This window comes from Flavobacterium taihuense (assembly GCF_019351435.1).
Classification (GTDB): domain Bacteria; phylum Bacteroidota; class Bacteroidia; order Flavobacteriales; family Flavobacteriaceae; genus Flavobacterium; species Flavobacterium taihuense.
The window spans coordinates 1-14,343 of sequence record NZ_JAHWYN010000035.1; the positions used below are offsets into that span (position 1 = coordinate 1).

9 protein-coding genes are annotated in these 14,343 nt (G+C 29.3%); 4 read left to right on the top strand and 5 right to left on the bottom strand.

The window, feature by feature from the left end:
- Positions 1-844: 844 nt before the first annotated feature.
- Positions 845-2,221: a phage integrase SAM-like domain-containing protein gene (locus KZH69_RS19785; RefSeq protein ID WP_219319197.1), complete on the top strand. Its 1,377-nt coding sequence runs from the start codon at positions 845-847 to the stop codon at positions 2,219-2,221.
- 56 nt (positions 2,222-2,277) lie between these two features.
- Positions 2,278-3,348, top strand: a complete 1,071-nt coding sequence (locus KZH69_RS19790; RefSeq protein ID WP_219319198.1) for a Fic family protein — start codon at positions 2,278-2,280, stop codon at positions 3,346-3,348.
- Positions 3,349-3,653: 305 nt separating this feature from the next.
- Here the strand turns inward: KZH69_RS19790 and KZH69_RS19795 are convergent, their stop codons facing one another.
- The 5 genes from KZH69_RS19795 to KZH69_RS19815 form a co-directional block, all read right to left on the bottom strand.
- Positions 3,654-4,718 (bottom strand): helix-turn-helix domain-containing protein, encoded by a 1,065-nt coding sequence (locus tag KZH69_RS19795; protein WP_219319199.1) that lies wholly within the window; start codon positions 4,716-4,718, stop codon positions 3,654-3,656.
- Positions 4,719-4,766: 48 nt separating this feature from the next.
- The gene (locus KZH69_RS19800; RefSeq protein WP_219319200.1) at positions 4,767-5,405 is read right to left on the bottom strand and encodes a hypothetical protein; all 639 of its coding nucleotides are present in this window, start codon (positions 5,403-5,405) and stop codon (positions 4,767-4,769) included.
- A 419-nt stretch (positions 5,406-5,824) separates the two neighbouring features.
- Positions 5,825-6,988, bottom strand: a complete 1,164-nt coding sequence (locus KZH69_RS19805; protein ID WP_219319201.1) for a hypothetical protein — start codon at positions 6,986-6,988, stop codon at positions 5,825-5,827.
- Positions 6,985-9,357: an AAA family ATPase gene (locus KZH69_RS19810; RefSeq protein WP_219319202.1), complete on the bottom strand. Its 2,373-nt coding sequence runs from the start codon at positions 9,355-9,357 to the stop codon at positions 6,985-6,987. The genes KZH69_RS19805 and KZH69_RS19810 overlap by 4 nt, the downstream gene beginning before the upstream one ends.
- Before the next feature lie 256 nt (positions 9,358-9,613).
- Positions 9,614-9,949, bottom strand: coding sequence for a hypothetical protein (locus KZH69_RS19815; RefSeq protein WP_219319203.1), 336 nt, complete (start codon positions 9,947-9,949; stop codon positions 9,614-9,616).
- A gap of 360 nt (positions 9,950-10,309) precedes the next feature.
- Here KZH69_RS19815 and KZH69_RS19820 point away from each other — a divergent pair, with 360 nt between their 5' ends.
- Both KZH69_RS19820 and KZH69_RS19825 read left to right on the top strand, forming a co-directional pair.
- Positions 10,310-13,960: a type IIG restriction enzyme/methyltransferase gene (locus KZH69_RS19820; RefSeq protein WP_219319204.1), complete on the top strand. Its 3,651-nt coding sequence runs from the start codon at positions 10,310-10,312 to the stop codon at positions 13,958-13,960.
- Positions 13,961-13,984: 24 nt separating this feature from the next.
- The gene (locus KZH69_RS19825) at positions 13,985-14,257 is read left to right on the top strand and encodes a hypothetical protein (protein ID WP_219319205.1); all 273 of its coding nucleotides are present in this window, start codon (positions 13,985-13,987) and stop codon (positions 14,255-14,257) included.
- Positions 14,258-14,343: the final 86 nt, after the last annotated feature.

Consider the following 14,343-nt stretch of genomic DNA (forward strand, 5'->3'; position numbering starts at 1 on the left):
GCGCCTTTATTCGTGTAAACAATGACTTTTTACATTTATTTTACTTTAATTTTACACTTATTTTTTAAAACATTGATATATTGAAATTTACGAGGCATGCTTTTTGCAAATTTATAAATTTAAGCAGAGTGAATTTGGGAATCTGATCGGTTTTGCTGCGTTTTGGGGTTTGGCTTGGCGTTTTACTGCGCCAACATCGCCAACAGATCTCACGGGTACGACCGATTTACGCGGATTTTTCTTTTGGTGATTTCCCTCCTATATATAAGGTGTTTTATTGTTTTGCTTCTTATGGAAAACCATACCATAGCCCTGATAGAAGCGAAAATCCTTGTGAGCCGGCGTTCGGCTCACAAGATTGTAACGGATAGCAGGAAAAGCTCCTGATGATATTGGGATTTAATTTTAAATGGCATTAATTCGAAACAGACACCTTATCTAATAGGTAACGAATAATTACCTCAACGACCCAAGCAGTCAAAACTAAATCTATACACAAAACGGCCTAACTGCCTTTTTAAAAAAATATTGATTTGATTTTTATCAACAAAGGAATTAAAACAAAAAAGCTTCTCATCTTGAGAAGCTTTTGGTGCGGATAATAGGACTCGAACCTACACGCCAAAGCACTCAATTTGACGGTTTTTAACAAGCCTTAAAAACAGTACAAAAACAGAAATAATTTCAATAAATTCAACATATACGAGGGTTTTTAGAAGATAAAAACCTATTGGATGAAATAGTATGATATAGAATACCACTGACTAAATACTGACTAAATACTGACTAGAATTTTTTTGCCTCAAATTATTGGTTTAAATTTGAATATTAAAAAGTTCAAAACATGGCAAAGATTAAATTTTTACTTCAAAGCAAATCCGAAAACTCACAAATCTATATTAGGGTTTCAATAAGTCAATTTGTTTCGATTAAGAAAAAAACGGGATTTACAATAAACGCCAAAGATTGGAGTCCAACAACAGACCGACCGAAACAAAATAATCCTCAAAACAAAATAACCCACGCAAACCTCAACAAGTTAGAAACTTTTATTTTTGACGAACTAAATAAAGATTTAGCAAATGGAAGTTTGATTGATACGTATTGGCTCGAAACAAAAATAAATGACTGTTTCAGTAGAGTTATAAAAACCGATGCAGGTTTGTTGGTTAATCATGTCCAAAACATTATCGACAATGCAAACACCCGAAAAGTAAAAACAAATGGAGGTTTCAAAATCGGGTTGAGTACCAGTACAATCAAAAACTATACTTTATTCAAAAACATCATTTTAGAATATCAAAAGAAGATCAAAAAACAAATCCAGTTCTTAGAGATCACCAAGCCCTTTGTTGATAAATTTACTAACTGGCTTATTAATACAAAAAACTATTCCAATAATTACGCTGGCAAGCAATTAGAAATTTTAAAAACGGTTTGCATTGATGCAGAAAAAAACGAAATTCAAGTTGCGCCCTATTCTAAAATTATTCAACATTTTAGAGAAAGCGAAAAAGATCGATACATACAGACATTATCATTTGACGAATTAGAATTAATAAAAAATGTTGATTTATCGGATATTAAGCAACTCAAAGAATTTAAAATCCAAAACCCCGAACTAACAAAAAATCTATCCATTACCCCTGCTAATTTAAACAACGTCCGAAACTGGATTTTATTAGGTTGTGAAATCGGGCAACGTGGAGGGGATTTATTAGAAATCACACAAGAAAATATTCGATATAATGGCAAAAATTATTACATCGACATTATGCAACAGAAAACAAATAAAAATGTGACAGTTGGTGTAATTGCTCCCCACGTTATTGATATTATAGAAAATTATTTACCTAAAAAACTGCCCCATCAAAAATTAAACGAATATGCAAAAGTAGTTTGCAAGTTGGCAGGAATTGTGGAGGTTGTCAAGGGAACAAAACTAAATACCGAAACTAACCGAAAAGAATTAGGAAACTATCCAAAATATGAATTAATTGCTTCACATTGCTTTAGACGTTCTTTTGCAACAAACTATTATAAAAAGATACCCACGGCTGTATTAATTGGAATAACTGGACATTCAAAGGAAAGTTTATTCCTTACATACATAAATCAAAGGGAGGACAAAGATAGTAATGCCGATTTGTTTATGAAGTTTTATGAAGACTTACAGAAAAATAAAAAACCTCAACTTAAAGTAGTTAAGACAGCAAATTAAAACAATGATTTTTCTCAAATGAATTTTAGTAATTTTAATGACCTAAAACAGAACAAATGACTGACGAAACCTTTGTACTACCAATATTACCACCACCACAAGGACTTGAAACCATTGCAATACTAAAACAACTTTCACAGTCGCACCGTTATTTAGCCGAACTAAAGGGAACATCAAAGACAATCCCGAACGAAAGTATTTTGATTAATACTTTGACGTTGCAGGAAGCAAAAGACAGTAGTGAGATAGAAAACATTGTAACTACTCATGATGATTTATACAAAGAAAACATCTTAATTCACACAAACCCTGCAACAAAGGAGGTGTTCAATTACGCACAAGGTTTAAAGTTGGGTTTTGAAATTGTCCGCAATGAAAAGCTTTTATTGAACAAACATATTCTAACCATTCAAAAGGAATTGTTAGAAAACAACGCAGGATTTAGAACTCAAGGCGGTACAAAACTGGTTAACTCACAAGGACAAACGGTTTACACACCACCTCAAAGTGCGACAGAAGTCCTAGACTTAATGAGTAATCTTGAAAAGTTCATCAATGATAATGATTTTTCAGATTTAGACGCACTTATAAAAATGGCAATCATTCACTATCAATTTGAGAGCATACACCCATTTTATGACGGCAACGGGCGTACTGGTAGAATAATCAACATTTTGTATTTAGTACTCCAAGGATTATTAGACATTCCAATTTTATATTTGAGCCGTTATATTACGCAAAATAAAGCTGAATACTACCAAGTATTACAAGACGTTAGAACCAAAGACGATTGGGAACATTTGATTTTGTATTTCTTGAAAAGTGTTGAAGTTACTGCAAAACAAACTATTGATTTGATTACGAATATTAACAATTTGATGCAGGATTACAAAACCGATATTCAAACCAAATTACCAAAAATATACAGTCAAGACTTAATAAACAACCTTTTTAGAAACCCGTACACCAAGATCGAGTTTTTAGAACAGGAATTGAGAATAAACAAGCGAACTGCACAAAATTATTTAGATAAAATTGCAGAATCAGGATTTTTGGAAAAAACGAAAATAGGCAAGTCAAACTATTATATGAATAACGCATTAATCAAAGTTTTGATGAATGAGTAATGTGGTAAAAAACAGCAAAAATTTACCATGATAGTAATCACGTAGTAAAAAAATAGTAAAAATTTACCACGTTGGTAATGACGTGGTAAGAAAACGAGGTTTTTTATAAATGTTGCATTATGCTTCCAAAGAAAAAACAGTTTTAGGAAATTAAAAAAGAAACTACAGGAATGTAGATGTCCTTAAAGAGCAAAATACATTCTTGCGGTCAATCAAAACAATATAAAAAAGCAAATTATGACAACTTTCACAGAACAAGAATTAAAAACAAAAAGGGCATCTAAAAAGACACCCTTTGAAAACTTTTAATTCTTTAAGACCTTAAGATTAACAATCCTATCATAATAAAAAATTTCATTTAAAATGTCTTTAGGTAAAGACATCGAACTAACAAAATCATCGTCATCAAAGAGTAAATCATTTTTAAATATTAAGTATCCATTTTTGAAACATTGAGGTTTATCAATCGGTACTTCAACAGGTTCTTTTCTATTGAACCCATTCCTACTCATTTCTATCATAAAATACGTATAGCGATCATCATTAATACATTTTAAATCTTTTGCACGTCTTATAATAGAAGCCATTGAAGTTAGCCAATACCCTTTTAACTTAGCTACTTCACTTAATGTAATACCTCGTAAGGCATTTTTAATTTCATTTGCAGGCATCAAGAATTCACTTGCAAATTCATTGGCCTCTTTTTCTTTTGTCTTTTCATCTCTATAAGATGATATTGGAAAATTACTTTCGTTATGCAAAAGAATATGACCTAATTCGTGTGCAATTGTAAATCTTTTTCTGTCATTTGAAAAGCTTTTATTTACAACAATTACAGTAAATCCTTTGTCTGTAAAAAACGATATACCATCAAACTTGTCATAAGCATTCATTTCGTAAATAATAATCCCATGTTTTTCGAGAAGCGAACAAATATTATTTATTGGCTCATCTTTCTTAAGACCCAAAACTTTACGATTATAATTTGCAGTATAACTAGGCGAATATCCCTCTTCAACATTCAAAGGAGATAAATTAAAGTCTGGCCATTCTATTGACTCAGACATTTCATCAATCAAATATCCTAAAATCTTACATCTATTTTCAAATTTTAAAATATCAGATTTTGTAACTGAGGCTCGTTTTCTATAATTCCCATTTTCAATAGAACTAGTGATTTTTCTATCAAAAAAACTAATCGGAAAATCTAAAAAGTCAATAATTTTTTTTTGTACCTCTTCTGACAATACAGATAATCCCTTTTCAAATTTAGATAAATTCGATTGGGACAAACCTTTAATTGAACTGGATAAGTCAGTCTGACTATATCCTCTTAGCTCGCGAGCAAAAGTTAATTGTCTATGGTTCATGATTTTTTAAGTTTAATTAAGATTTACACAAGGGATATTGTTTATAAATTAATTTGCTTTTTTAAGTTTGTTACTATTTTTAAGTTTTGGAGATACTCCAATTGGCTTGTCATCAACTTTACCAACGTATAACCCAGAATCCATATCTTCAGCGGATATTGAAAACTTAATCTCATTCTCATCAATATATATAAGTTGAGGATTTACGTATTCGTTAAATCTGTTTTTTTGGTAGCCAAAATACAATATAGGCTCGTCATTATAATCACTGTTGGCAAATAAATCAAGTGCCTGATTTTGATTAAGAATAGACTGAACATTAATTGTTTTAATATTCATCGGGTAACCTTTACCATTTAGTTTTTTAAATAAAATAAGATACCCGTTAGTTCTTAAAACCAACCTCTTATACTTTCCATAAAAAGCTTTATTTGCAAAGTTATTTTGCAAATATTCTGCAAAATAACTTTGCATTATAGAAGCCTCTAGCGTTCTTGATCTAAATTGCACTTTAAACTTCAAAAGTTCTTCACTAGTTTTACCTAGTGCAGATTCGAAAGTTTTAAATAATAAAACTAATTCTTTTGAAAGTTCTAATTTACAATTGTCATATTCTGCAAGCAATCTTTTTCCTTGCATTCTTCTTGAAGAATTATTATCTTCGCCCAATAATTGTGTTTGTTCCATAGTTATTAAATTACATATCCCTTGTGTAAAAACCCATCTCTGTTCCCGCAGAGATTTTTTTTACTATGCAAATATATAAAAAAATACAATTATTGTATATAAAAAAACAAAAATATTGTACTGCTAATTGTCTCTAAATTTAAACTCAAACTTGATGTATAACATTTTAACTTGGGTGAATTATAAATTCTCTCAACTACTTTTATACCTTCATAAACTTCTATAAAAGCTTCAATGTTATAATAGTTGGTTATTAATATAAAAACCTTTATTTACAGCCGCAGTATCAGTATTTTCTTCAAATGCATACTGTTTGTCAATCATATTAAAAATTAATTATACAATCTAATTAAAAATCATTCAATGAAAAATTATAATTTATGCAGTTTTAAAAATGGAAGTAAAGAAATTAAATTCTTCTATGGTTGAATTTGTTTCATTTTATTATAAATATCTTTCGTCAATTTAGCCAACGGTCTCTTGTGAAAATCTCCAGAATAAAAATAATTATTAAAGTGAAATCTATAAAACTCATCTTCTGCGACCCCCAATCTCTTTAGGTTATCTTGTATAGACTTTATATAATGAGGACTATTCTTGTCAAATTTTTCATGAATTTCTTCAACGGTATCATAGTGAGTTTGATAAATTTCTTTCAGTTTAAAAACTTTAATACTTCCTGTCACTTCACCCTTAATATCTTTTTCTCTACCAAAAAGTTTTAATTTATCCTCCTCCTTAATTTTAGCTTTTAATCTAATAGTTGGTTGAAAAATTTTTCTTTTCCCATTTATATTATTAATTAAGCTTAGATCATAGTCAAATACGGCATTATCACCAAATTCATCTATATGAGGATGTAAATGCGTCAAAAGATCAAAATTGACTTGGTTTTTTAAATTACTATTACATACATAACAACTAGGGATAAGGTTATAGAAGCTGAGTGATATAAATTTATATTTGCTTTTGTGAAAAAAATGATCATAAGTAGGGCCAATAATTCGTTTGCTTTTGTTATCATGTATAAAAGAAATATAGTTTCTGTTACAATAAGGACAGCAGATAATTCCTAATTCTTTACCTATGAATTTATTTAGTATGTCATAATAATTTTGGTAGTCAAAGAAGAAATTATAAATATTAGTATCTAAATTTTCATTTTTGAATTCTTCATTCTTTGTTTTTAGATCGATTGGTTTTGCTGAAAATAAATCAATTAAAATATGTTTAAAAATATTATTTAATTGATTTTTAATTTGATTGTATCGCTTCTCTTTTCTACATTTTGATCTTAGATCAATTCCAACCCTATTTTTTTTTAGGTTAAAGATTAAAATTTCAGTTTCTTTTTTATCCCCTATTTTTTTTGGAACCTCAAGTTTTTTAACATTTAAAAGTAATTTTAAGGCGACCGTATATTCTTTTACTTTACCTATAACTTGCATGTTAATATCATTGTTATTACCAAGAATATCAATCACTTCAAATATGTTTTTTTTCTTTTTTATGAATTCTTTATAGATTTCCTTTGAATAATCATTAACGATTTTGTCAATATCGGAATGGCTAATTTTTATCATTTTTTCTTTAAGTTTTCAAGTTCCTGTATTTCTTTCTTTTTCTGGTCTATAATCATGTCGATTTTTTCGTCTTCGGTTACTTGAGTTTGTTCGATAATCATCTCACATAATTTTTGCTTAAAAAAAGGTTCCCCTATAAGTGTCGCTTTCATTAACAATAAATCAGATTCTTCTTTTGGAATTAGCTCTCCCAATTGTTTTAAAATATTAATTTGATCAATTAAATCATTTATAAATTCATTGGATTTCTCTCCAGTAAATGTTTTTCCTTCAAAAAAGAATGAATTAGCCAACAAATCATGAATGTTCGCACCAAATGTTTGATTATTATCTAAAATCTGAACTGAGTGTTGCCTTAAAGAATCATATTTTATTTTCAAAATATTTTGAGAAGGAATGTCTGATAAAATGAATGGGGAATGCGTTGAAAATAGAAAATTTAATCCTTTAATACTTTGCTCTTTATCTTGGGTAATGTATTTTAAGCGTTTTATATTATTCAATAAATCATTAATAAATTCTCTTTGTAAATCTGGATGAAAGTATAATTCTATTTCATCAAATATAATATTAACATATTCATATTTTATACGCTTAACTTTCTCACTTGAATTATGAACTGAAAAAATATTATTTAAATGATAAACGATACTGTTAATCGTGTGGATTTTGTGCTGTTCCCCAGAGCTTAGACTTTGTAGTGTTGGAAGCTGATTGACTTCTTCTTGTACATAAGACATTTTATTTATTTCTCCATCAAGTATAAAATCAATATTAAATATCGAAGGAGGAACCCTTTGGGAAATCAAATGAAGATCATCTACATTATTAATTTCCATCCATTCTAACAATTCATCCAAATCGAAATCAACATACTTATTGTCAACTTTCCAACGTTCTACACTTTCTTTATTAAGCAATTTTTTTAAAAAGAACATTCCTCTATTAATTTTAAAAGTGACGTGTGAACCATCTTCTTTTAAAACAGGAAGAACATCTCTAAAGTACCCAATAATATTATCGTGCATTTTAGAACTATGATATTCAGGATAGTTTTTCAATATCCTTCTAACTTTACCAATTAAATAATTAATGACCTCTATTGAATATGGTAAATTTTTGTCTTGAACCAATACTTCATCAAAACCTTCAAAATATAGTGGTAATAATTCTTGAATTAGATTTACATGATCAATACCTCCACTTATAATAAAATTTTCAGACTGAATACTTGAGCTTTTAGAACCTAAAGACACATAATCATCTATCTCTTTTGAATCATCTAATGTGAATCTGATTTTATGAATAAATTGTTTGTCTGTAAGTTTAATTTTTTCTTTATTATTTTTTAAGTGAAAGGCTTGAATTAATAGATTTATTAAAAGTCTAGATTTTGCTAATGAATTTTCTTTATTAATATCAAAATTTCCCTCATCACGCATTGGATTGATAACTGCAGGTGTTTTATAGCCATCATTTTTATGAAATAATGTCGTTATCCAATATCCTAAATGGTCAGAATTTAATGAGTGGTGCGAATAGTTAAGCATTATTGTATAGAATAACCTTGATAACAATTCGGAATTATTCTGATCTAAGAGATATGATATTTTATTGTTTCTAACTTTCTGTTTGTTCTCTTTATTTAAGTCGACGTCTTTATTTGGAATATTTATACAATGATGTGAAGAAGTGTTTAGTTCCCACATCAAATTATCAAGCTCAAAAAATATACTACATTTGAGATTTCCAATGATAAAATCATGCTCCATTTCGGCATTTTTTATCTCTATTTCCCAAGATTCTTTCTTTTTTTGCAAGTCTTTAATTTCTGATTCACTAGCTAAGAAATCATGCAATTTTTTTTCAAATATTTGATTTGATCCATCTTCTTTTTTTTCTGATTTTAAAAATAAATTTTTTAAATCTCCAAAATCCATTTTCTTGGATGTAAAATCTTTTATTTTTTTATCATTGAATTCAATGTTTTTCAGAAGTTGTATATGATATGGTTTTAATATTTTTTCCCCATTATCATTTTTTAAAGTTGTTCCAAGTACATATACACAGTATAATAAAAGTTCAATTACTGTACTCTTGCCACTTCCATTTTTACCTACAACTGCAGAGATGTTTATATCTAGATTGTCAATATTGTATAAATCGTCAGGTACTGTTGTTTCTTTAGTATATGTGCAAATAGAAACATCATTGTTTTTAATAACATCCCCATTTATGTTATAGAATTTATACTCATTGTAAAATTGATATAATTTGCTTGGTTCTAACACTTTAACAAAACTTGAATGACAGGCTTTATGAGGCTTTATACCTATTAGTTTAAAACCGCTATTTTTTATTTTTCCCATATTTTTATAAAATAATATGTTTTAAATATAATATGTTTTTTACTGTTAGTGTTGTAATCTAGCCGAAACCTAAAAAACAATTACTAAATAATTGAATTTCACGGCTAAATTTTTAATAATAAAAAGGGCTGTCCGAAAAAAATACTTTTCGGACAGCCCCTTTTCTGTTTTACAAACATTGATTATATGGGTACATTAAATCTCTGAAGTATCAAATTAGGGAGGTGTATTATGCTTTTTAATTTATGACTATTAATTAATCAATTGTCTTCCCTTTTTTCAGAATCTCGTTATATTCCTCAAGTAACTTCAAATACTTATTTTTCCAGTATTCTGCTTGCGATTCTTCTTTTTTATATTCTGTTGCAGGTTCATTTATTGCATTGTGGTATGGATTAAACTCCTTAATCTCTTCTGTAAAATCATAATGGATAATTTTTCCTATTTGAAGTACTATATCTAGAGAGACGTTATTGTTCTCAAACATCAGATAGATCCACCTTCTGCTTTTCCCTAATCTGTTCGCCAATTGAGTAATAGGAAAGCCACTTTTATGAATTGCTCTTTTTATTATTTCTCCTCTGTGTTGCATGTTTCAAATATGTGTACTTAAATGAGAAATAATTTTTACTAATAATGCACACATATGTGCATTTGTGCATATATTTACCACTACCGTATCAATCTATACACGTTATAAGTGAATAATGTGTGTATAAAAAAAATCAGTGTGGATATGAGGAAGTTAAGAACCATTATAGCAGGCTCTGACATTTAACAAGGTTCTAAAAAAGGATGTAAAAATCACAAAATAGAATTTACGCCACAATCTGAATAAAAATACACCATCTGAAGACAAATATTTATAGAGGTAAGAATTGACTCGGCCTAATTGAAAATAGAATTTCAATTATAAAATATAAACGCCATCAATATTATCATCTTTCAATAAATGAAATTAACTCTTATCGAACCTCGCAAAGCTTTAAGTAAAGCCTTTTTAAAGAAAAAACCTTTAAGAAACGAAATTGAAGTTTTTAAAACAAACCTTCTTACTCTACTCAGTAAAATCAGCGTTATTGAAAACCGACCTAAGGATGAAAGCGAAGAACATTTAAAAAACGACCTACGTGATTTTTTACGGGATACTTACTATCGTGACACCAACGCTATTAACACCAAAGACAAAAAAGATCTTGTAATCCATTTAAACAAATCAACAGATAGTGAAGTTGGCGTAATCATTGAAGCCAAACGTCCCACAAACGTTGGAGAAATGATAAATGGAAAGGATTTCAACAAAAAAGCACTTCACGAACTAATATTGTACTACTTACACGAACGAAATGAAGTTGGAAATTTCCAACTGAAACAGCTTGTAATTACCAATATTAATGAGTGGTATATTATAGACGCAAACCATTTTGACAAGTATATCTACAACAACGCTAAAATCCGAAACCTTTATAAAACTAAAGTAGGTGATAATAAAAAAAACCCTCATTTTTATGAAGAAATCGAAAAGATAGTTTCTAATATTAATGTTGAAATCCCATGTGTTTACTTTAACATCCAAGACTATAAAGCCTTTTTAGACAACGAAAATAAGGAGGACGACAAAGAATTAATTGCATTATATAAAATTCTTTCGCCGGAACATATGTTGAAGTTATCCTTTGCGAATGACAGCAATTCGTTAGACAAAAACTTCTATTCAGAACTTTTGCATATAATTGGTTTAACCGAAATAAAAGAGGGTGGTAAAAAACTGATTCAGCGTCATAAACTTGGAAATAGATATTCAGGTTCATTGATTGAAAACACTATTGAACAATTAGAAAGTTTAGACAAACTTTCTCGGTTGCAAAACGCCAGACAATTTGGCGAAACAAAAGAAGAACGATTATCTAATCTAGCAATGGAACTTACCATTACTTGGGTTAATCGAATCTTGTTTTTAAAATTACTGGAAGCACAACTCATTTCATATCACAAAGGAGACAAAAGTTATTCGTTTTTAAATTCCGATTTAATTAAGGATTATGACAATTTGAATAGTTTATTCTTTCAGGTACTTGCAAAGAAGCCCAATGAAAGAAATGATAGAGTAAAAAAAGAATTTGAAAAAGTTCCTTACTTAAACAGTTCACTTTTTGAACCAACTGATTTGGAACATCAAACATTATTTGTATCCCAACTCGAAGACAATGTTACCCTACCATTACTTTCTAATACTGTAATTAAGAACAGTCTAGGAAATAAACAAATTGGTATAAAAAACCCTCTTGCTTATTTCTTATCGTTCCTTGATGCTTATGATTTTGCCAGTGAAGGAACTGAAGATATTCAAGAGGAAAATAAAACCTTGATTAATGCCTCTGTATTAGGGTTGATTTTTGAAAAAATCAACGGTTACAAAGACGGTTCGTTCTTTACTCCTAGTTTCATTACAATGTATATGTGTAAGGAGACAATACGTAGAGCAGTTGTACAAAAATTCAAAGAACAGGAAGACGATACTATCGAGACATTTAAAGATTTAAAAGCTTATTGTCACCGTTCTTATAAACCTGAAAACATTAAGCATTTTAATTCTATAGTGAACTCATTACGTATTTGCGACCCCGCTGTTGGTTCAGGACACTTTTTAGTTTCTGCTCTCAATGAGTTAATTAGTATTAAAAAAGACTTAGGTATTTTAGGGGATAAAGATGGAATTCCGCTCCGAGTTGATATTCAAATCGAAAACGACGAATTGCATATTTCTGGTGTTAGGGGAAAATTGTTTGAATATACTCCAAATGATCCCGAAAGCCAAGCTATACAAGAAACACTATTTCACGAAAAGCAAACCATTATAGAAAACTGTTTGTTTGGTGTAGATATCAATCCAAATTCGGTAAAAATTTGTCGTTTGCGTTTATGGATTGAGCTATTGAAGAATGCATATTACAGACCTGACACCAATGAACTTGAAACCCTACCCAATATTGATATTAATATAAAATGTGGTAACTCTTTAATAAGTCGTTTTGAATTGGATGCCGATTTGAAGGAAGCCTTAAAGAAAAGCAAACTCACTATTGATGCTTATAAAAATGCAGTTAACACCTATCGTAATGCTGAAAGTAAGGAGCAAAAGCGAGAAATGGAAGAATTAATTGGCGAAATAAAAACCAATTTTAGAAGTGAGATTAATGCAAATGGGAAGGAAATAAAAGAATTAATCAAAGATCAAAATGAATATTATACAAAATACGAATCCGCACAATTATTTGAAGCGACTTTAAATAAAGCCCAAGTAAATAACAAGAAAGAATTAGCTGAAAAAATTAAGAAGAAAGAGAACGCGATTGAAGAAATAAAAAGCAACAAAATCTATGAGAATGCATTTGAATGGCGTTTTGAGTTTCCTGATATTTTGAATGATGAGGGTGATTTTGTGGGGTTTGATGCAATGATCGGAAATCCACCATATATTGGACTTGAAGAATTTGACGAAGTTACAAAACAAGTATTCCGGACTAAATATAACTTAGTTGAACGTAAATATGAAACATCTGTTTTGTTTATTATTTTGGGATTATCGTTGGTTAAAAAAAATAGCTTATTGTGTTATATCGCTCCTGTCACTTGGCAAACAGGTGAAAATTATTCAAAACTTAGAGAGAAACTATTTTCTGATTGGGGATTAAAAACGATTATAAATCTACCATTTAACATTTTCACAGATGCCTATGTTGATACTTGTATTTATTTAATGTCTAAATCTCCAAGTTCAAATTATGACATTTATTCATATAAAAAGACTGAGAATCATAATGAACTAAAAAACATTGTTTTTAAAAATATTGAAACAGCATTAGTTTCTGCTCCAAAATTCAAAATTATTTTAAACCCTGCTGTTTTTAAAATTCTTAATAGACTTGACTCAAACAACTTCAATACTCTTGAGAACATTAGCATTTCTACTCAAGGATTATCCCCTAGTGCATTTCTTCAATCAAATGAAACCGACGAAAAATTTAGCTTCCCTTTTTTAAAAGAAGGTAATGCTTATAATTATTGTCTTAATGTAATAGAAACATATTCTACCAGTTTAAGAAAGATGGAATCTTTAATTCCTTTTTATGATAAAAAGGAAAAAATATTAATCCGAAGAATCATTAATAGACAAGATCGATTAACTGTAGGTTTCACAGATGAAAAAATAGTCTTTAAAAAAGATATTAATCCATTTATAATTACGGATAATAATTTCCAAACAAAATATGTTTTAGCAATATTAGCTAGTAAATTTATTTCTTATTTGTATATAAATATTTCTGCGATTGCCCTAAAAGATGATTTCAGACAGACAACATTGACAGAACTAAGAGAGCTTTTAATTCCAAAAATTTCAATTGATGAACAAAATAAATTTATAGAAAAAGTAGATCAAATTCTTTTATTAAAAAAAGAAAATTCACAAAATGACACTAATGCTTTAGAACAAGAAATTGATGCAATGGTCTATGAATTGTATGGCTTGTCAAAAGAAGAAATGGAAATTGTGGAAGGACGGGAAATAAATACTCACGAAACCAATTTAATTTCTATATAAAACAAAAGCTTAAACAAACCCATCATGAAACCCCTTACCAAATCCCGTTTTAAAACAGCTTTAGAGTGTCCAAACAAGCTTTTTTTTACCTCAAAAAAAGAATATGCCAACAATCAAAATGGAGATTCATTTTTGGTGGCTTTGGCTAATGGTGGTTTTCAGGTTGAAGCATTGGCTCGATTGCATTATCCAAATGGGATTTTTATAGATACCGAAAGCTATGAGTATGACAAAGCTGTTCAACTTACTCACGAGGCTGCAAATTCCAGTGATATTGACCACCCAATTCCAATTTAAAGTGACCACCTGATTCCAATTCAAAATGACCACCTAATTCCGGAGCAAAATGACCACCTCCATTTTTCATTAAAAACTACTTTTTT